General features: G+C 67.5%; 20 protein-coding genes, 1 tRNA gene and 2 pseudogenes. 12 read left to right on the forward strand and 11 right to left on the reverse strand.

Translation table 11 applies throughout. The features are described from left to right. Positions 1–43 precede the first annotated feature (43 nt). Positions 44–787 (forward strand): phosphoglyceromutase, encoded by a 744-nt coding sequence (locus ABN273_RS00475; RefSeq protein ID WP_349446578.1) that lies wholly within the window; start codon positions 44–46, stop codon positions 785–787. 123 nt (positions 788–910) lie between these two features. Here ABN273_RS00475 and phoU read toward each other — a convergent pair whose 3' ends face one another. After that, positions 911–1,555: a phosphate signaling complex protein PhoU gene (gene phoU, locus ABN273_RS00480; protein ID WP_349446579.1), complete on the reverse strand. Its 645-nt coding sequence runs from the start codon at positions 1,553–1,555 to the stop codon at positions 911–913. 123 nt (positions 1,556–1,678) lie between these two features. On the opposite strand from phoU, the gene ABN273_RS00485 reads away from it, so the two are divergent. Next, a complete protein-coding gene (locus ABN273_RS00485) occupies positions 1,679–2,860 on the forward strand; it encodes a sensor histidine kinase (protein WP_349446580.1) in 1,182 nt (393 codons plus the stop codon). Then, positions 2,857–3,549 (forward strand): winged helix-turn-helix domain-containing protein, encoded by a 693-nt coding sequence (locus tag ABN273_RS00490; RefSeq protein WP_349446581.1) that lies wholly within the window; start codon positions 2,857–2,859, stop codon positions 3,547–3,549. The genes ABN273_RS00485 and ABN273_RS00490 overlap by 4 nt, the downstream gene beginning before the upstream one ends. A gap of 51 nt (positions 3,550–3,600) precedes the next feature. Here the strand turns inward: ABN273_RS00490 and ABN273_RS00495 are convergent, their stop codons facing one another. Beyond that, positions 3,601–4,182, reverse strand: a complete 582-nt coding sequence (locus tag ABN273_RS00495; RefSeq protein ID WP_349446582.1) for a copper chaperone PCu(A)C — start codon at positions 4,180–4,182, stop codon at positions 3,601–3,603. A gap of 275 nt (positions 4,183–4,457) precedes the next feature. Between ABN273_RS00495 and ABN273_RS00500 the strand changes: the two genes are divergently transcribed. The 4 genes from ABN273_RS00500 to ABN273_RS00515 all read left to right on the forward strand — a co-directional run bounded on the left by ABN273_RS00500 (position 4,458) and on the right by ABN273_RS00515 (position 6,264). Continuing rightward, entirely contained in the window at positions 4,458–4,940 is a 483-nt protein-coding gene (locus tag ABN273_RS00500; RefSeq protein WP_020544658.1) for a CarD family transcriptional regulator, read from the forward strand. Positions 4,941–4,957: 17 nt separating this feature from the next. Further along, entirely contained in the window at positions 4,958–5,428 is a 471-nt protein-coding gene (ispF, locus tag ABN273_RS00505) for a 2-C-methyl-D-erythritol 2,4-cyclodiphosphate synthase (protein WP_349446583.1), read from the forward strand. Between the two features lie 181 nt (positions 5,429–5,609). Continuing rightward, positions 5,610–5,897, forward strand: coding sequence for a GlsB/YeaQ/YmgE family stress response membrane protein (locus ABN273_RS00510; RefSeq protein ID WP_349446584.1), 288 nt, complete (start codon positions 5,610–5,612; stop codon positions 5,895–5,897). A gap of 97 nt (positions 5,898–5,994) precedes the next feature. Beyond that, positions 5,995–6,264, forward strand: coding sequence for a GlsB/YeaQ/YmgE family stress response membrane protein (locus ABN273_RS00515; protein WP_349446585.1), 270 nt, complete (start codon positions 5,995–5,997; stop codon positions 6,262–6,264). Positions 6,265–6,325: 61 nt separating this feature from the next. Here the strand turns inward: ABN273_RS00515 and ABN273_RS00520 are convergent, their stop codons facing one another. Beyond that, positions 6,326–7,336 (reverse strand): DUF2637 domain-containing protein, encoded by a 1,011-nt coding sequence (locus tag ABN273_RS00520; protein WP_349446586.1) that lies wholly within the window; start codon positions 7,334–7,336, stop codon positions 6,326–6,328. Positions 7,337–7,389: 53 nt separating this feature from the next. On the opposite strand from ABN273_RS00520, the gene ABN273_RS00525 reads away from it, so the two are divergent. The 4 genes from ABN273_RS00525 (at position 7,390) to ABN273_RS00540 (ending at position 10,344) form a co-directional block, all read left to right on the forward strand. After that, positions 7,390–7,776: a PPOX class F420-dependent oxidoreductase gene (locus tag ABN273_RS00525; RefSeq protein ID WP_349446587.1), complete on the forward strand. Its 387-nt coding sequence runs from the start codon at positions 7,390–7,392 to the stop codon at positions 7,774–7,776. 64 nt (positions 7,777–7,840) lie between these two features. Continuing rightward, complete coding sequence (gene cysS / locus ABN273_RS00530; RefSeq protein WP_349446588.1) at positions 7,841–9,232, forward strand: cysteine--tRNA ligase; 1,392 nt, start codon at positions 7,841–7,843, stop codon at positions 9,230–9,232. A gap of 56 nt (positions 9,233–9,288) precedes the next feature. Then, a complete protein-coding gene (gene rlmB / locus ABN273_RS00535) occupies positions 9,289–10,251 on the forward strand; it encodes a 23S rRNA (guanosine(2251)-2'-O)-methyltransferase RlmB (RefSeq protein WP_349446589.1) in 963 nt (320 codons plus the stop codon). Between the two features lie 20 nt (positions 10,252–10,271). Then, positions 10,272–10,344: transfer RNA gene (locus tag ABN273_RS00540), tRNA-Thr, on the forward strand. A gap of 76 nt (positions 10,345–10,420) precedes the next feature. Here ABN273_RS00540 and ABN273_RS00545 read toward each other — a convergent pair. The 7 genes and pseudogenes from ABN273_RS00545 to ABN273_RS00575 all read right to left on the reverse strand — a co-directional run bounded on the left by ABN273_RS00545 (position 10,421) and on the right by ABN273_RS00575 (position 15,205). Further along, positions 10,421–11,716 (reverse strand): site-specific integrase, encoded by a 1,296-nt coding sequence (locus ABN273_RS00545; RefSeq protein WP_349446590.1) that lies wholly within the window; start codon positions 11,714–11,716, stop codon positions 10,421–10,423. Then, positions 11,716–11,898, reverse strand: a complete 183-nt coding sequence (locus ABN273_RS00550; protein WP_349446591.1) for a helix-turn-helix domain-containing protein — start codon at positions 11,896–11,898, stop codon at positions 11,716–11,718. The genes ABN273_RS00545 and ABN273_RS00550 overlap by 1 nt, the downstream gene beginning before the upstream one ends. Then, positions 11,888–12,544 (reverse strand): annotated as a pseudogene (locus ABN273_RS00555) (replication initiator); the annotation flags it as partial. The gene ABN273_RS00550 and the pseudogene ABN273_RS00555, both read right to left, overlap by 11 nt. A 121-nt stretch (positions 12,545–12,665) precedes the next feature. Then, positions 12,666–12,836: pseudogene (locus tag ABN273_RS00560) on the reverse strand (replication initiator); the annotation flags it as partial. Continuing rightward, on the reverse strand, positions 12,805–12,957 hold the full coding sequence (locus ABN273_RS00565; RefSeq protein WP_349446592.1) for a hypothetical protein: 153 nt from the start codon (positions 12,955–12,957) through the stop codon (positions 12,805–12,807). The pseudogene ABN273_RS00560 and the gene ABN273_RS00565, both read right to left, overlap by 32 nt. 139 nt (positions 12,958–13,096) lie before the next feature. Further along, a complete protein-coding gene (locus ABN273_RS00570; protein ID WP_349446593.1) occupies positions 13,097–14,320 on the reverse strand; it encodes an RCC1-like domain-containing protein in 1,224 nt (407 codons plus the stop codon). 660 nt (positions 14,321–14,980) lie between these two features. Continuing rightward, positions 14,981–15,205 carry a hypothetical protein gene (locus tag ABN273_RS00575; RefSeq protein ID WP_349446594.1) on the reverse strand — a complete coding sequence of 75 codons (225 nt, stop codon included), beginning with the start codon at positions 15,203–15,205 and terminating at the stop codon, positions 14,981–14,983. Between the two features lie 466 nt (positions 15,206–15,671). Here ABN273_RS00575 and ABN273_RS00580 point away from each other — a divergent pair, with 466 nt between their 5' ends. Continuing rightward, the gene (locus ABN273_RS00580; RefSeq protein ID WP_349446595.1) at positions 15,672–16,196 is read left to right on the forward strand and encodes a GNAT family N-acetyltransferase; all 525 of its coding nucleotides are present in this window, start codon (positions 15,672–15,674) and stop codon (positions 16,194–16,196) included. Between the two features lie 301 nt (positions 16,197–16,497). On the opposite strand, the gene ABN273_RS00585 is transcribed toward ABN273_RS00580, so the two are convergent. Continuing rightward, complete coding sequence (locus ABN273_RS00585) at positions 16,498–17,067, reverse strand: hypothetical protein (protein WP_349446596.1); 570 nt, start codon at positions 17,065–17,067, stop codon at positions 16,498–16,500. Between the last annotated feature and the right edge of the window lie 410 nt (positions 17,068–17,477).

Raw genomic sequence — 17,477 nt, forward strand, 5'->3', positions numbered from 1 at the left:
CCACAGAACCGCCCCGTACTCCGGTAACCATAGGATTGGCGACATGGCGAACTTGGTGCTGCTTAGGCATGGCGAGAGTGATTGGAACGCGAAGGGCCTGTTCACCGGCTGGGTGGACGTGAGCCTCTCCGCCAAGGGCGAGGACGAGGCCCGCCGCGGCGGCAAGCTCCTCCAGGAGTCCGGACTGCGCCCGGACGTCGTCCACACCAGCCTGCTGACCAGGGCCATCCAGACGGCCCAGTTCGCGATGGGGGAGGCTGACCTGCTCTGGCTCCCGGTCAAGCGGAGCTGGCGCCTCAACGAGCGCCACTACGGCGCCCTCCAGGGCAAGAACAAGGCCCAGACCCGGGAGGAGTTCGGCGACGAGCAGTTCATGCTGTGGCGCCGCTCGTACGACGTGCCGCCGCCCCCGATCGCGGACGACGACGAATACTCCCAGGCCGGCGACCCCCGCTACGCCCTGCTTCCCTCGGAGCTGATGCCCCGTACGGAGTGCCTGAAGGACGTGGTCGACCGCATGCTCCCGTACTGGTACGACGAGATCGTCCCGGACCTGGCGCTCGGCCGCACGGTCCTGGTGGCGGCCCACGGCAACTCCCTGCGGGCCCTGGTCAAGCACCTCGACGGCGTCGGCGACGAGGAGATCGCGGGCCTCAACATCCCGACGGGCATCCCGCTGCTGTACGAGCTGGACGGCGACTTCCGGCCCCGGCGGCCCGGCGGCGAATACCTGGACCCCGACGCCGCCAAGGCCGCCATCGAGGCAGTGGCCAACCAGGGCCGCTGACCCGAAAGCCCGGCCTTCCACTCAAGGGCGCTTCTGTTTCTTCGGGACGTCGCGTGATGGCCGAGGTCAGGGGAGCGCGAGGGGACGGACGTCCCCTCGCCCGGGCCCCCAACCGACACAGATTCAGCTGGGCCGGGACCCCGTGACCAGGTAAACGACGTCCGCCGCCACCCGCACCGCGTGGTCCGCGTACCGCTCGTAGTAGCGCCCGATCAACGTGATGTCGATCGCCGGCTCCACCCCGTGCTCCCAGTCCTTGGACAGGATGTTCCTGAACAGCCTCCGGTGCAGCCGGTCCATCGCGTCGTCGTCCTGCTCCAGCTCCAGGGCCGAGTCCACGTCCCGCGAGGCGATGCAGCTGCCGGTCTTGGTGACGAGGTTCTCCGCGATCTGCCCCATCTCCACGATCGTCGAGCGCACCTCCGCGGGGATCGCCGACTCCGGGTGGCGGAGCCGGGCGACCTTGGCGACGTGGACGGCGAGGTCGCCCATGCGTTCCAGGTCGGTGCCCATGCGCAGCGCCGTGATGACCATCCGCAGGTCCACCGCCACCGGCTGCTGCCTGGCCATCAGCTCGAAGATCGAGCTCTCGACGTCGGCGAATATCGCGTTCACTTCCTCGTCCCGGGAAATGACGCTCTCGGCCAGCTGGAGGTCCGAGTCGAGCAGGGCTGTCGTGGCCCGCGAAATGGCCGAACGGACGAGCCTGGTCATCTCGACCAGCTTGTCAGTCAGTGAATCGAGTTCCTCATGGTACGCGTCGCGCATGTTGTCACCGTACGTGCCCGTCGATGAACGAACCTCTACCGTCAGATGAACTTTCCAGGAAAGGCCGTTCATCCGCTGATGAGGGGGGTTATCCCTGGGAAAACGCCACCTACCATCGGAGATATGAGTGAGATGGCCATGAGCTTCACAGCCCTGGCCGGGTTCGTCGTGGGCGCCCTGGCGGTCCTGTTCTACCGAAATCAGATCGAGGCCCCCAAACGGGGCGGTGGGCCCGACCCGGTCGAGAGCGGCGCGGCGCTGCCGCAGGGCGTGGCGTCCGTGCTGGCCGTGCTGCCCTCGTCCGCCGTGGTGCTCGACGCGCAGGACAAGGTGCTGCGCGCGAGCTCGGCCGCGCGGGCGTTCGGGCTGGTCAAGGGCGACCGGCTGATGGCCGCCGAGCTGCTGGCGCTGGCCAGGCAGGTACGCAGGGACGGCGAGATCCGCGAGAGCGAGATCGACGTCGCCGGGCACAAATTTGGCCAAGAGACCACCAACTTCGCAGTCCGCGTCGCCCCGCTCGGCTCCCACGGCCTGGTGCTGGTGCTCGCCGAGGACCAGACCGAGCGGCGCAGGGTCGAGGCCGTACGCCGTGACTTCGTCGCGAACGTCAGCCACGAGCTGAAGACCCCGGTGGGCGCGATGAGCCTGCTGGCCGAGACCATCCAGGACGCCGCCGACGATCCCGAGGCGGTCGGCCGCTTCGCCGGGCGCATGCAGCATGAGGCGGCCCGCCTCAACTACCTCATCCAGGACTTGATCACACTCAGCAGGATCCAGGGCGCCGAACCCATCCCCACCCCTGGCCAGGTCTCGATCGACGAGTCCATCCACGACGCCATCGACCACTGCAACACCAAGGCCGTCGCCAAGGACATCACGCTCGTCACCGGGGGCATCGAGGGCCTGCGCGTCTGGGGCGACGACGAGCTCCTCGTCACCGCCCTGCGCAACCTGATCGACAACGCCGTCGCGTACAGCCCCGAGCACACCAGGGTCGTGGTCAGCGTGCGGCCCGCGGGCGACTCGGTGGAGATCAGCGTCAGCGACCAGGGCATCGGCATCCCCGAGGAGGCGCTCGAGCGGATCTTCGAGCGCTTCTTCCGCGTCGACGCGGCCAGGTCGCGCGCGACCGGGGGTACGGGCCTCGGCCTGGCCATCGTCAAGCACGTCGCCGCCGCGCACGCCGGCGAGGTGTCAGTCTGGAGCAAGGAAGGCTCCGGCTCCACCTTCACCCTCCGCCTGCCCGCCTTCGGCGGCACGGCGGTGGCAGTACCACCCTCGATTCCCCTGGAGACAGCTAAATGACCCGCGTACTGGTCGTGGAGGACGAGGAGTCCTTCTCCGACGCCCTGTCCTACATGCTCCGTAAAGAGGGCTTCGAGGTGTCGGTCGCGGCGACCGGTCCCGAGGCGCTCGACGCATTCGACCGCAACGGCGCCGATCTGGTCCTGCTCGACCTGATGCTCCCCGGCCTGCCGGGTACGGAGGTCTGCCGCTCCCTCAGGCAGCGCTCCAAGGTCCCGGTCATCATGCTGACGGCCAAGGACAGCGAGATCGACAAGGTCGTGGGCCTCGAGCTGGGCGCCGACGACTACGTCACCAAGCCGTTCTCCTCGCGCGAGCTGGTGGCCCGCATCCGCGCGGTGCTGCGCCGCCAGGGCGACGTGATGGAGGAGCTGGAGACCGCGGTGCTGGCCGTCGGCCCCGTACGCATGGACGTCGACCGGCACGTCGTCGCCGTGCGTGGCGAGCAGGTGCAGCTGCCGCTGAAGGAGTTCGAGCTCCTGGAGGTGCTGTTGCGCAACGCGGGGCGTGTGCTGACCCGCGGCCAGCTCATCGACCGGGTCTGGGGCGCCGACTACGTGGGCGACACCAAGACCCTCGACGTCCACGTCAAGCGCCTGCGCGCCAAGATCGAGGCCGACCCGTCCAACCCGCGCTGCATCCTCACCGTGCGCGGCCTGGGCTACAAGTTCGACGCCGCCGAAGAATGAAAAAACCCTTGTTCCGGTACGGATCCGTACCGGAACAAGGGTTTCGGCGTGTCAGTGGGCTTCTTCGGAAGCACCGGCGGAAGGCGTCGGGCTGGGCGTGGGGGCCGGAGTGGCGTTGGGGGCCGGGGGGTAGTCCTTGAACTCACGGCTGCGCGTGACCACAGGGACGTTCATGGACACGATCCCGGCGTTGGCGAACTGGAGGTCCAGCTTGATGCTTTCGCCGCCCCTGAGGCTCTTGGGGATCGCCTCGAGCATGATCTGAGGGGTGGGCTTGCCGGTGTTCACCAGCTGGTTGCTCGGGAGCTGGATCGGGGCCGTGACCTTGACCGCACCCCAGCTGCCCGCGTTGACCGCCTCGAGGGTGTCGGGGGCGCCGGCGGTGTTGAGGATGTTCAGGTAGATCGGGGCCGAGCCGCGCCAGGCGAGCTGCGCACCGGAATCGGGGCCGAGGATGAACGCCTGAGGGATCTGAATGCCGCGCGTGCCGTAAGCACCGTTCTGGATCAGTACCCCTGCCTCGTTGGGCGCGTACGGCTTGTTGGTGTTGGCGTCGAATCCAGCCCCGCAGCCCGCGAGCACGGGGGCTGCCAAGAACGCGGCGGCTACGACAATCCAGCGACGGCTGGTCACGGGCGGGTTCTCCTTGGTCTTGCGGAGGGCTCGCGCACGCGCTAAGCGGAGGTGGCGCGCATGCGTGATGTGCAGCGCCCACCATATCCACCCCAATCCATGGTCATATCCACACCCCTGCAGGTCATTCGCTATGTCCGCAAATGCGATTCATAGAGTTGAGCGCTTGTCAAGCCCCAATATGAGGCCTTGACCTGCAGTTATGAGGATTTCACTGTTCCGGGAGGCTGTGGATGCGTGGTACCCTGGAGTACAGCGGAAGGGGTACTTGTCACATGACTTTCCAGGTCGGCGACACTGTCGTCTACCCCCACCATGGGGCTGCTCGGATCGAAGCAATCACGACGCGATCCATCAAGGGTGAGGAAAAGACCTACCTGGTGCTCAAGGTCGACAAGGGCGACCTTACCGTCCAGGTGCCAGCCGAAAACGCAGAACTCGTCGGTGTGCGCGATGTTGTCGGCCAGGAAGGCCTTGAACGGGTTTTCGATGTGCTGCGTATGCCACACACGGAAGAGCCCACCAACTGGTCTCGTCGCTACAAGGCCAATCTGGAGAAGCTTGCCTCCGGTGATGTGAACAAGGTCGCCGAGGTGGTTCGGGACCTTTGGCGGAGGGACCGCGAGCGCGGCCTGTCCGCGGGCGAGAAGCGCATGCTCGCCAAGGCGCGCCAGATCCTGGTCAGTGAGCTTGCCCTGGCGGAGAAGACCAACGAGGACAAGGCTGAGGCCCTGCTCGACGAGGTTCTCAACTCCTGAACACGAATCTTCCCCGGGTGGGCGTCGGAGTCGACGTCCACCCGTTCGCTTCGGTTGCCTCGGGGCGCGAGCTCGACCTCGCCGGCCTGCACTGGCCGGGCGAAACCGGGCTCGAGGGCCACTCGGACGGCGACGCGGCCGCGCACGCCGCGTGTGACGCGCTGCTGTCCGCCGCCGGTCTGGGCGATCTCGGGCAGCTCTTCGGCACGTCCGATCCACGCTGGGCGGGCGCCTCGGGCGTCGCGCTGCTGGAGGAGACCGCGCGCCAGGTCCGGGCCGCGGGTTTCGAGATCGGCAACGTGGCCATCCAGGTGATCGGCAACCGGCCCAGGCTCGCGCCGCGGCGTACGGAGGCCGAGAAGGCGCTCAGCGCCGCCGTCGGCGCGCCTGTGAGCGTGTCGGCCACCACTACTGACGGACTCGGGCTGACCGGGCGCGGAGAGGGCGTCGCGGCCTTCGCGACGGCCCTGGTGGTCAACCATTCCTGAACGCCGGGCGTCTTACGTACGGATGCGTGAGGGTGTCCCGGCGGGCCGTCGTCTGGCCCGCTGAATCAGGAGGCGGCGGTTCGTCACTGGCGCGGTACGGACCGCCGCCTCCCTTTGGTTGTTTGCCTGTTCAGAGGGTAGATGTCCCCACGACATGTGAACGTGTCGGGGGGAGCTACACATGATCGGCGCGATTGTTTCCGCAGTAGTCATCGGCGCGATCGTCGGTGCCCTGGCCAGGTTGATCGTGCCTGGCAAGCAGAACATGTCCATCGGCCTGACTCTCATCGTCGGCATCGTCGCCGCCCTGATCGGCACGCTGATCGCGCAGGCGGCCGGCTGGGCCGACACGAGAGGGATCGACTGGATCGAGCACATCCTCCAGCTCGTGCTGGCGGTCGCGGGTGTGCTCCTCGTGACGCGCATGGGCCCGGGACGCGCCGGACGTACCCGTGGAACACCCACCTGACCTGCTCGTTCGTAAAACCCGCGCATAACCGCGGTAGATCGGGTAGCGGCATCCCCGTGGGAGTGAACCGTTCGCTCTCACGGGGAGGTTTCGAGTCATGACAATCGAGTCCATCCTTGGCGCCATCGTGATTGGCGCCGTGATTGGCGCAATCGGTCGCCTGCTGCTTCCCGGCAGGCAGGCCATCGGGTGGATCCTCACCATCGTCGTCGGCATCGTGGCCGCCCTGCTGGGCACGGCGCTCGCGCAGGTGCTCGGTGTGGAGACGACCCCTGGAATCGACTGGATCGAGCTGGTGATGCAGGTGGTGCTGGCAATTGTCGGCGTCGGCCTGGTCGCCGGGCTCAGGCGCGGGTCCAGGATCTAGGCGGAATAGATGGGCCCGCCCGGGGATCGTGTCCCCGGGCGGGCCTTCTCCGTCCTCTGGCTCAGTCTTCCCGGTCTTCCGGGGGCCGCGGGGTGCTGCGCAGGCGCCCCGAGGGGGCCGGGGTGTCGTCGTCGCGGATCACGGGGTGGGGGGCGGTGTCCGCGGACTCGTCGTCCCGCTCTTCCACGTCGGCCAGTTCGGGGCCGTGCCCGGGGTCGGGCGCGTCGTCCGTCACGACCGGGTGGGGCTGGGTGTCGGCGTCCTTCTCGTCGGTGCGCGGGTGGACCAGGACGTCGGTCGGCTTGATCCGATCGCCCCAGCGCATGGGGCGCCGCGGCTGCTCTACCTCCTGCTCCTGCTCCTGCTCCTGCTGCGCGGGACGGGGCTGCGGCTCCTCGTCGTCGTGCTCCACGCGGCGGACCTGTGGCTCTTCCCCGTGCTGCACGGGCCATGCGGCCACCTGCGCCGCCACCGGCGCCGCGGGGACTGCGTGGACCTCCTCAGGGGCTTCCTGGACCTCCTCAGGGGCCTCCTGGACCTCTTCTCGGACCTCCTGAAGCTGTGGAGGCGCGGGCGCGGTCTCGGCCGCCGGGCGGTCCGGGTGGAAGGGGACGATGTCCTGCTCCACCGCGGTGTGGTCGGCCGCCACCCGATGCGACTGCACGTGCTTGATCAACAGCAGCCAGAGCCACAGCGCCACGGCCAGCATGACCCAGGGCGCCAGTGCCACGCCGATGGCCATCTGCCGTACGTCGAACACGAACCGGACCGCGGTCGCCACGTTCGCCGCCGCGGCCGCCACGATGAGCACGACCAGCACGAACGCCGCCTGCGCGCGCACCAGCAGCCGGGCCGAGCGCAGCAGCAGCACGTCGATCAGCGCGACCACCAGGAGGGCGTCGAAGGCCGCCGGATAGAGGAAGGCGAGATCCTGCCTGGCCTCGCCGGCGATGGCCAGCGAGCGCAGGTCGTCGAAGGAGAGCGCGCACGCGGCCCCGGTCAGGGCGGCGACCGCGAGCCCGGCCAGGGCGATGCCCAGGCGGCGGAGCGTAGAGGGGGGAGTCACGTCCATGGCGGTTTCGAGCCTACAGAAGAATGGGGCCCACGATCGATCAAGGGAGATACATGGCCGAGCTGTCGGAAGATGTTCGCAAACTCTTGGACGCGCCGAATTATGCGACGGTGACCAGCATCAACCCGGACGGTGGGCCGCAGTCGACCGTCGTGTGGGTGCGTACGGACGGCGACGACGTGCTGTTCTCGACCGTGAAGGGGCGTAGGAAGCCGCGGAATTGGGAGCGGGACCCGCGGGCGAGTCTGCTGGTCATCGACCCGGACAATCCGTACAGATATGTGGAGTTGCGCGGGCGTGTGACCATGACGCCCGACCCTGAAGGCGCGCTCATCCAGGAGCTCTCGCAGAAGTATCGAGGACTCCCATGGGAGGACAAACCGGGCGCAGAGCGGCTCATCGTACGGATCTCGCCGGACAGGGTCACGTTGCGAGGCTGATTTATCGGTGTGACGGCGGGATTTATCGGCGTGACCAAGGCGTGGAGGCGTTAGCCTTGCCTTCGTGAGCCTGCACATCTACGACACCAGTACGCGCGCCATCCGTGAATTCGTTCCGGTCGAAGCCGGCCGGGCGTCGATTTACCTGTGTGGGGCGACCGTGCAGGCTCCTCCGCACATCGGGCACATCCGCTCAGGTGTGAACTTCGACGTTCTCCGGCGTTGGCTGGCGCGTTCCGGCTATGACGTGACGTTCTGCCGCAATGTCACCGACATCGATGACAAGATCATCAGGGTGTCGGCCCAGGAGAGCGTGCCCTGGTTCGTCGTGGCCGAGCGCAACCAGCGGGCCTTCACCTGGGCGTACGAGACGCTGGGCTGCCTCCCGCCGACCGTCGAGCCGCGCGCCACGGGCCACGTGCCCGAGATGATCACGCTGATGGAGCGGTTGATCGCGCGCGGGCACGCGTACGCGTCCGGCGGTGACGTCTACTTCGACGTCCAGTCATACGCCGACCGCTACGGCTCGCTCTCCAACCAGAAGCTGGAGAACATGCGGGCCGCGGCCGACACCGACGACGAGTCGTGCAAGCGCGACCCGCGCGACTTCGCCCTGTGGAAGGGGGAGAAGCCGGGCGAGCCGACCTGGCCGACCCCCTGGGGGGCCGGTCGTCCCGGCTGGCACCTGGAGTGCTCGGCCATGGCGACGAAATACCTCGGCTCGACCTTCGACATCCACGGGGGCGGGCTCGACCTGATCTTCCCGCACCACGAGAACGAGATCGCGCAGTCGCAGGCGGCGGGCGACGGGTTCGCCCGCTACTGGATGCACAACGGTCTGCTCAAGATCGGCACGGAGAAGATGAGCAAGTCGCTCGGAAACTCGCTGCTGATCCCCGAGATGGTGCAGAAGGTCCGGCCGGTGGAGCTGCGCTACTACCTGGCGGCGCCCCACTACCGCTCCTCGATCGACTACTCCGAGGAGGCCCTGCTGGAGGCCGCGGCGGCCTACCAGCGCATCGAGGGCTTCGTGACGCGTGCCGCCGAGGTCATCCACGACGTCGACGCGGACGCGCCGCTGCCGCAGGCGTTCGCGGACGCCCTCGACGACGACCTCGGCACGCCGCAGGCGCTCGCGGTCGTGCACGAGGTGGTGCGCGAGGGCAACGTGGCGCTGTCGCGGGGCGACAAGGAGGCCGTGGCCCGCCTGCTCGCCGAGACCCAGAACATGCTGGACGTGCTCGGCCTCGACCCGCGCTCCCCGCAGTGGCGTGGGGCCGGATCGGACCTCTCGCCGGTGGTGGACGCGCTGGTGGCGGTGGCGCTGGAGCAGCGGAAGGCGGCCAGGGAGCGCAAGGACTACGCCGCGGCCGACGCGATCAGAAACCAGCTGGCCGCGGCGGGGATCACGGTGGAGGACACCCCCCACGGCGCCCGCTGGGAGCTGACCCGCTGACCTCCGCCTCACGAGCATGGGATTCGGCGCCCGTCGGCCCGAGTACCCTTGTTGGCATGGCAGCAGGCGGTAGGGCTTCGGGCAGGCCCGCGAAGAAGAAGGGCCCGTCCAAAGGCGCCGGGGGGCAGGGCCGCCGGTCACTTGAGGGCAAGGGCGCGACTCCGCCTGCCGAAATGCGCCATTGGTACAAGGACAAGGCCCGCGCCGAGCGCGTCGCCCGCGAGGAACGCGGTGGCGCACGGCGTACCGCACCCGCGCGGCAGCGGCGCTCCGAGGACGCGCCCGAATACATCGGCGGCCGCAACCCGGTGCTCGAGGCCCTGCATGCGGGCGTGCCGTCCAACGCGCTCTACGTCGCCCAGCGCATCGACAACGACGACCGCGTACGCGACTCCATCAGGATCGCGGCGGAGCGCGGGATCGCCCTGCTCGAGGTCACCCGCGACAAGCTCGACCGCCTGACGGAGGGCGGCGTCCACCAGGGCGTCGCGCTGCAGATTCCCGCCTACGACTACGCGCACCCGTCCGACCTGGTGCAGCTGGCGCAGGACGCCGCCGAGATCCCCCTGATCGTCGCCCTCGACTCGGTCACCGACCCGCGCAACCTCGGCGCCATTGCCCGCTCCGCCACCGCCTTCGGCGCCCACGGCCTCCTCATCCCCTCCCGCCGCTCGGCCGGCGTGACGGGCGGAGCCTGGAAGACCTCCGCGGGCACCCTGGCCACCATGCGCGTGGCCCGCGCGGCCAACCTGACGGCGGCCCTGCGGGAGTACCGCGAGGCCGGCCTGTTCGTGATCGGCCTCGACGGCGCCGGCGACACCGACATCGAGGACGTCGAGCTGCTGACCGAGCCGCTCGTGGTGGTCGTGGGGTCCGAGGGCAAGGGGCTTTCGCGGCTGGTCCGGGAGCAGTGCGACGTGGTGACCCGCATTCCGATGCAGGCGGCTGCCGAGTCCCTCAACGCGGGGGTGGCGGCCGGGGTGGCGCTGTACGAAGTCGCTCGTCACAGGCGTCGCTAGCGTCTACACTGGTAGGCCGTGCCGACGTAGCTCAATCGGCAGAGCATCTGTCTTGTAAACAGAAGGTCAGGGGTTCGATTCCCCTCGTCGGCTCGCAGCTAGAAGGCCCCTTCCGGCACTTGGAAGGGGCCTTTTTGATCTCGTACAGCAGCGATGTACAGCAACCGCATCAGTCGTTGGTTTGGTCGAGGCTTTGGTTGAGCTTGTCGAGGGCCTTGCGGGTCTCCGGGTTGGGGATCTGGGTGTAGACGTTCATGGTCACGGAGATCTGTGAGTGGCGGAGGATACGCATCGCGGTTCGCGGGTGGACGTCGAGGGCGGCCAGGAGCGAGGCGCAGGTGTGGCGGGTGTCGTGAACGCGGATGCGGGGGACGCCGGCCTTTCGGCAGTGTGCTTCGAAGGCACGGTTGAAGTTGCGGGGTTCGATCGGGGTTCCGTGCTTGGTGGTGAAGACGAGGTCCGACGCATTCCAGTCGTTCCCGGCCTCTTTGCGTGCCTTCTCCTGCTTGTGCTGCCGGTGCTGGAGAGCCGTGATGCACAGCCCGAGCAGCGGCAGGGAAGCCGTCGAGTCGTCGGTCTTGGTCGTGTTGCGGTGGAGGAGCTCCCTGCGGACGCGGGTCAGCTGGTTGGCTATCGTCAGTTCCTCGGCATCGAGGTCTACGCAGGTCCACGTCAGGCCGAGCGCCTCACCGCGGCGCAGGCCGAGAACAAGTATCAGGACGTAGGCCGCGTACAGCGGGTCGTCGACCGCGCGGAGGTGTTCGAGGAAGCGGCGGGCTTCGTCGACGCTCCACACCGCTTGCTGACGCCTCTTCTTGGTCTTGCTGGCGCTGGGCAGCGTGGTGAGAGCGGCGACGTTCTTGCTGATCAGCTCCTCCTTGATCGCGTGGTTGAGCGCGGCCCGCAGGGTGCGGCGGATGCCGATGATCGTGTATCGGGCGGGGTAGCTCTTGCAGCATTGCCCGATAGAGCAGCACCGGCGTTTGTTCTCTGGGCGCTTGTGATCCTTCCTCTGGTCGCAGCAGGTACAGAGTGTTGGGAGAGTGTTGAGCCAGGTTTGGACGTCGCGAACGGTGAGCTTGTCGAGGCGCTTCTTGCCGATTCCCGGGACGATGTACAGCCGGACCAGAGGCTCGTAGGCGACGTAGGTCGTCGGTTCGCGGTTGGGCTCCACGACCTCGTTCAGCCAGCGCTTGAGGAAGGCAGCCACCGTCTCGTGCTTGGTTGCCACGGGTCCCACGCGGGCTTGCTCGTGGAGCTTGAGCCATTTCTCGTGGGTCTCTTCACGGGTCTTGCCGTAGGCCCATTTTCGGGTCTTCTTGCCCTCGGGCGTGGTGACCCAGACGTAGCCGGCCCAGCCGTTCTTGTACGGGAAGATCGAGCCCTCGTTGTTGGCACGGGTACGGCGGTTCTTGCGGGGGCGCTTGGGCTCCTCTGGGGTGGCGAGTGCGGTCTTGGTGGGCATCAGGCGGCCTCCTCGCAGAGTCGGGTCACGTAGTCGTTCAGGGCGGCTTGAGGGATGCGGCGGCAGCGGACGCCGACGACGACGGAGCCGAGTTCGCCGGAGCGGATGAGGTTGTAGAGGGTCCACCGGCTGACCTTGAGGACCGCCATTGCCTGAGGCACGGTGAGGAGTTCAGCGCTCATGCGGGCCTACCAGTGGGGTGCCGGTGAGGGCGGCGGCAAGCAGTTGGTCTCCGACGCTGTAGCCCTTGCCTGCGTAGGTCCATTCGCTGATCACCAGGACGGTGTCCTCGTCGAAGAGGGGCAGGCGGCCTGTGGTGATCTCGTGGTCGCGGGCGTGGTGTTCGCGGGCGGCGCGGAGTTCGCCGAGGGTGGTGGAGTAGTGGCGGGATCGGGTGGAGAAGTGGCCGCGGAAGCCGAGCATGTGGGCCCAGTGGGTGAGACGTAGGTCGGCCAGGTCGGCGATGGCGCCGAGGCGGAAGCATTCGGTGATGAGGCGGCGGGCGTGGTCGCGAAGGTTGTAGGCGTCGAGGTTGTCGAGGGGGTTGACGCGACGATCGAGGGTGCCGACGCACTCAGCCGCCTTTGTGGCGTACTTCGCGACGTATCCGGCGACGGCTTGTTCGGTGAGGTCGCCGTTCAGGGTGATGGGGCGGATGTCGAGTTGTTGGCCCCACTTGAACAGGCGGGCGGGTTTGCCGTCGATGGCGGGGACGAGGGCACTGACGGCGTGGGCGGAGTGCTGTACGGCTTGGGTCAGGACGTCTTCGGTGGCCCAGGTTGGTGGGGGTGCGGTAGGGCCGCCGGGGCCGTCGAGGCGGATGACGGCGTGGAAGTGGACGACACCGCGGCGTTGGTATTCGGCGACCTTGGCGAAGGAGACGGCGAGGTTTTTCGCGGAGGTCTTTGAGGGTCAGACCGCCGAGTTTGGCGAGGCGGCGGCGGAGGGAGTCAGCGAAGCGTTTCCACAGCAGCGGTGCCAGGGCGTTGAACAGGACGCTGCCGGTGTAGTCGTAGCAGTCGGGGCACAGGGGTTCGCCAAGAGCGTCCCGATGCGGACCGTGCTGGGCGGCTACGAGATCACTCCGTTCATGAAGGCGACGCCCCCATAAAGGCGCCAGCGCCGACCAGGATCGCGGTAGGCCAGGACTTCCCCTCTTTCAGGACCAGGGCGACAGCCAGGGCGGCCGCGCCGGCGGCCATGCCGAAGACGAGCGCGGTGCGGGTAGTCAGCAGAGCCAAGGCGTTCTCCTCAGTACTCACGCGAAGACGCTCTTCGTCTTCGCTGCTGAGCGCCCCAAACCTCGTGCGGAAGGGCGCCTAGAACATGGAAAAGGCCCCGCCCGGTGGGTGGGGCCCTTCAAGGCTGGCGTGAAGATCTTCAGAGTGGCCCTGATCCAATGAGGAATGCCGCGAGGCTGTGCTCGCCGCCTGCGGCGATGAGATGCACTATGTCGAGGCCGGTCACCACGGTGGTCGGCACGGCGAAGAACGGAAGGGGGTGGTGGTTGATGGTGATGCCGAGGCCGAGTTGACCGGCGGAGTTGCTCCCCCAGGATTTGACGGTGCCGTCGGACAACTGGGCCAGGTTGTGGGCGCTGCCGGCGGCGATGGACAGGACGTCGGTCAGGCCGGCTATGCCCAGGCCGGTGACCGTGACCGGGGTGCTGCGGTCGGTTCTGCTGCCGTCACCAAGCTGACCAAAGCGGTTGCGACCCCAGGCTTTGACACTGCCGTCGGACAGCAGAGCCAGGCTGTGCTCGCCGCCGGCGTCGATGGCCGTCACTCTGGTCAGGCGGGTGACGGTGACCGGGGTGCTGCGGTTGATGTTGGTGCCGTCGCCGAGCTGACCCCGACGGTTCCATCCCCAGGCTTTGACGGTGCCGTCGGACAGCAGAGCCAGGCTATGGCCGCCGTCGGCGGCGATGGCCTGGACGCCGGTCAGGCCCTTGACGGTGACCGGGGTGCGGCTCACGAAGGTGGTGCCGTCGCCGAGCTGACCAACGCGGTTCGCTCCCCAGGCTTTGACGGTGCCGTCGGACAGCAGAGCCAGGCTGTGGAAGCGGCCGGCGGCGACGGCCGTCACTCTGGTCAGGCCGGTGACGGTGACCGGGGTGCTGCGGTTGCGGGTGGTGCCGTCGCCGAGCTGACCCGAGCTGTTGAGCCCCCAGGCTGCGACGAGGCCGTTGGACCCCAGAGCCAGGCTGTGGCTCTCGCCGGCGGCGACGGCCGCCACGCCGGACAGGCGGACCGTGGACGGGGCGGGGTGGTTGGTGGTGGTGACGTCGCCGAGCTGACCAAAGCGGTTGCTCCCCCAGGCCTCGACCGTGCCGTTGGACAGCAGGGCGAGGTTGTGGTTGAAGCCGGCGACCAGGCTGGTGACACGGGCCGCAGTCAGTCCAGCCACCGTGGTCGGGTTGTGCCGGTCGGTCGTGGTGGCGTCGCCAAGCTGCCCTTCGCTGTTTCGCCCCCAGGCTTTGACCCGGTCGACCTGTTTCTGCGCGGACGCAGGGTGCACCGGCGTTCCCAGCGTGATCGGCAGCGCCAGCGACACCGCCAGCGCCACCTTCCCCCAGCGGCGTAGCCTCACGAAAAGTGGACGCATCAACTACCCCCCGTACATGAACGAATGTATGCCGGCCATAGAACCTCCGGTCCAGCAAACTCCCGGTTCCTGGCCTCGCCGCTAGTTTTATCCCGCCGAAGTGACCTGGCGGGGCAACGACGCGCCCAAACGCTGCTCAGCCAAATGAGCCGGGATCGCGCACCCTGATATCCAGCAGCGGGGCACCGGGCCAGGGGAATCGCCCGCCAACATGGTAAGCAGATGGCAATAATCAAACGGGCGCTCTCATCGGAGATGAGGAATGAGCGAATCTATACCTATAGGACGAAGAGCGCAAAAGCCTGCGACCACAAAGCGGGCACATGTCAACGCGTCATGCCTAAATCCCCACTAAAAGCGGGTGTCGCCGGCTTGATCCCTGTGCGTGCGTCGGGCGCCCTCGGACCACGCGTATCACAATGACACCGATCACTGTTGATCTCGCTAACAACGTCGCTGGACGCCGGTGTACGCCTTTGGTAGCAGATCAGGCCGGAAGGGTCGCCGAGCAGGCGCTTGTGACCGAGCTGGACGCCCGTGGACGATCTCGAACTGGCTTGTAAACAGAAGGTCAGGGGTTCGATTCCCCTCGTCGGCTCTGCAAGCGAAAGGCCCCTGAGCAGGCATTATGCCGTCAGGGGCCTTCTTGCTTTCCGATCTTCAACCGGTGTCTTCGGCGTCTTTGGGAGCCACCTTGGGAGCCACCGGGGGCTGTTTCCCCAGGAGAGCGCTGGAGATGGCTTCGGTCGCGACGCGGCGGCCGACGTCGTGAACCTTGGCCCAACCGCGGATATCGGCCGAATGCTGGACGATCTCGCCAGCCGAGGTGTACGACGCCTCATGGTCGAAAGTGGAGCAACCATCCACACCCAATTCCTCACGCAAGGACCAGATCCGTGCCAGAACAGCCGGGCAGTCGCGGTCTCTCACGGTCACTCACAAGCAACCAATCCGTTCTGACCTGCATCCCCGTTTTCCCAGCTCAGGACGGCAAGATCAGTAGCCGGTTCCCAAGCTGACAGCGCGGGTTCGCTTCCTTGGTCGCGAAGGTGGATGGTGCCAGATGGTCGTCTGGCGCTGCGGAAGATCTACCCCGGACGTGCAGGCGTGGGGGCGCACGTCACCTCGATCAGGATTCGGCTCTGGCGCCCCATTACATGATCTAAAGGAAGGTCCTGGGCGCGGTCAGCGGACTCACTGAGATCGCGTTCGACCAGGTGGCATCTCGCGCGGAATCGTGCCGAAGGGCGCGGCCCCGGCCGGAATGTCCCGCGCACCAAGATCCGGCGAGGTAGGGTCCAGGCCAGTGACGCGATCTTGGCGTACGAATGCGTCACAAGGGAGGTGCGCGATGAGCGGGCTTGAGATACGACTGCGGCCGGTGACAGAGGACGATCTCGCCATGTTCCGGCGTTTCGCCACGGAGCCGGGATTGATCGGGCTGGACTGGGCGGGGTTCCGCGATGCGCAGGCCCCAGCGCGGCGCTACGCTGCCGACGGTTACCTAGGCGAAGCTGACAGCAGGGTCATTGTCGAGGTCGATGGCACGGCCGCGGGCTTCATGAGCTGGTCGGCGCAAGGGTTCGGGGTCTCCCGATACTGGGAGATAGGGATCGCCCTACTTCCGGACTGGCGCGGGCGTGGCATCGGCTGGCGCGCTCAGGCGATGCTGTGCGGCTACCTGTTCACTCACACTCCAGCCGAGCGCATCCAAGCGGCCACCCACCCGGAGAACATCGCAGAACAGAAGTCGTTGGAGAAGGCCGGCTTCACGCTGGAGGGTGTCCTACGCGCGGTGGAGTTCCGTGCCGGTCAGTGGCGCGACGGCTGGATGTACAGCAGACTGCGGAACGATCCGCCTCCGGCGACTCATTGAGCGATGGGATGATCTCAGTGTCACGCTTGTAGTGCCCGCTGGTGCGGGTTCAGGACGCTCGGTGACTCAGGGATGATCTGCCGGAACGTGCATGGCTTGTGCCTGACCTGTCCACGGCGGCCTGCTCCTCGACATTGGCCGGGCCGGACGGCATGACTTGATAGGAGCCTGGCAGTTCCCTCAACTGAGATATGTCCGCTGACCAGCCCGGATGTCGTCCCAGCTCGCACGTCCTACCGCGCCCTCGGCCGCCCGTGACCGGCGGCTCCGTGCGGGTCCCACCCGCACGGAGCCGGTACGGTCAGGGCGCCGTCACGCCCTCCACGATTTTGTTCAGCTGCTTGACCAGCGGCTTGCTGGCCATCACGGTGACCACGATGCCAGGCTCCTCCACCCAACCGACCATCCGCCCGTGCCCGAGAGCGCCGTCACCCTCGCGGATCAGTCTCTCGCGCCCGGCGATCGTGGTGTTCTTGGCGCCAGTGAAGCGCCCGAGGGCGACGGGGAGCTTCTTCAGGTCATTCACCGTCTGGGCGCCGCTCCAGCACACCACCCGCACCCAGAGCGAACGGTGCTTGGGGTCCACGTCGTCGCGATCGTCCGACCAGCGGTAGCTGTACTCCCACGCCTTCTTGAAGCGCTGCGTGTTGGCCTCGCCGTAGGTGAAACCCTTGGGGATGTACTCCAGGTCGAGTCCGAGCACCGCGTTCCCTCCCTTGGCGGGCCTGTCGACCTTGTCATCGGCCTCGTTGTACTTGAGCGCGGGATAGCAGAGCCCGGGCGCGTCGGCGGAGGCGGTGCTGGCCTGGGCAGGGAGGGGGGCGGCAACCATGGTCATTCCGACCAGGGCCGCAAGGGTGATCTTCTTCATGCGCTATTGGAGTGAGCGTGCTGAGGAAAAGTTCGCGCGACGTCCCACCGCGTCAGAGCGCAACACGGTTGAGCGCTGCTGCGTCAACAAGCTCCGCCAGCATCGGGCCGTGGCCACCCGCTTCGTTCTGTCGGACGAGCCGTCAGGTATCTTCCGGCCATGCGGCCGACGGTCTTTGGCACGCCATGCTCGCCTGTGGGCCAGAGATGCCGCCTACGTGCTCGGAGGGCAATCGCGCGCTACGGCAGACCACCGCCGACCGCAACGACGCCGCTACCTGGCTCAGGCTCGACAAGCAACGCGAACGGCAAGCACGCCGGCGCTGGTCAGTGCTGCTGCTGGTCAGCCTGCTCACCGGGCGTCGGTGGCAACCCCGCAGGGCGCGCCGTACCAGTTCGGAGTGAGCTTGC

This window comes from Nonomuraea sp. B19D2 (genome assembly GCF_040137845.1).
In the GTDB taxonomy this organism is placed as follows: domain Bacteria; phylum Actinomycetota; class Actinomycetes; order Streptosporangiales; family Streptosporangiaceae; genus Nonomuraea.

What these genes read in the sequence shown, in the direction of transcription:
- ABN273_RS00475 (WP_349446578.1), top strand. Translation starts at nt 44, where the DNA reads ATGGCGAACTTGGTGCTGCTTAGGCATGGCGAGAGTGATTGGAACGCG.
- phoU (WP_349446579.1), bottom strand. Translation starts at nt 1,555, where the DNA reads ATGCGCGACGCGTACCATGAGGAACTCGATTCACTGACTGACAAGCTG.
- ABN273_RS00485 (WP_349446580.1), top strand. Translation starts at nt 1,679, where the DNA reads ATGAGTGAGATGGCCATGAGCTTCACAGCCCTGGCCGGGTTCGTCGTG.
- ABN273_RS00490 (WP_349446581.1), top strand. Translation starts at nt 2,857, where the DNA reads ATGACCCGCGTACTGGTCGTGGAGGACGAGGAGTCCTTCTCCGACGCC.
- ABN273_RS00500 (WP_020544658.1), top strand. Translation starts at nt 4,458, where the DNA reads ATGACTTTCCAGGTCGGCGACACTGTCGTCTACCCCCACCATGGGGCT.
- ABN273_RS00510 (WP_349446584.1), top strand. Translation starts at nt 5,610, where the DNA reads ATGATCGGCGCGATTGTTTCCGCAGTAGTCATCGGCGCGATCGTCGGT.
- ABN273_RS00515 (WP_349446585.1), top strand. Translation starts at nt 5,995, where the DNA reads ATGACAATCGAGTCCATCCTTGGCGCCATCGTGATTGGCGCCGTGATT.
- ABN273_RS00520 (WP_349446586.1), bottom strand. Translation starts at nt 7,336, where the DNA reads ATGGACGTGACTCCCCCCTCTACGCTCCGCCGCCTGGGCATCGCCCTG.
- ABN273_RS00525 (WP_349446587.1), top strand. Translation starts at nt 7,390, where the DNA reads ATGGCCGAGCTGTCGGAAGATGTTCGCAAACTCTTGGACGCGCCGAAT.
- rlmB (WP_349446589.1), top strand. Translation starts at nt 9,289, where the DNA reads ATGGCAGCAGGCGGTAGGGCTTCGGGCAGGCCCGCGAAGAAGAAGGGC.
- ABN273_RS00545 (WP_349446590.1), bottom strand. Translation starts at nt 11,716, where the DNA reads ATGCCCACCAAGACCGCACTCGCCACCCCAGAGGAGCCCAAGCGCCCC.
- ABN273_RS00550 (WP_349446591.1), bottom strand. Translation starts at nt 11,898, where the DNA reads ATGAGCGCTGAACTCCTCACCGTGCCTCAGGCAATGGCGGTCCTCAAG.
- ABN273_RS00570 (WP_349446593.1), bottom strand. Translation starts at nt 14,320, where the DNA reads ATGCGTCCACTTTTCGTGAGGCTACGCCGCTGGGGGAAGGTGGCGCTG.
- ABN273_RS00580 (WP_349446595.1), top strand. Translation starts at nt 15,672, where the DNA reads ATGAGCGGGCTTGAGATACGACTGCGGCCGGTGACAGAGGACGATCTC.
- ABN273_RS00585 (WP_349446596.1), bottom strand. Translation starts at nt 17,067, where the DNA reads ATGAAGAAGATCACCCTTGCGGCCCTGGTCGGAATGACCATGGTTGCC.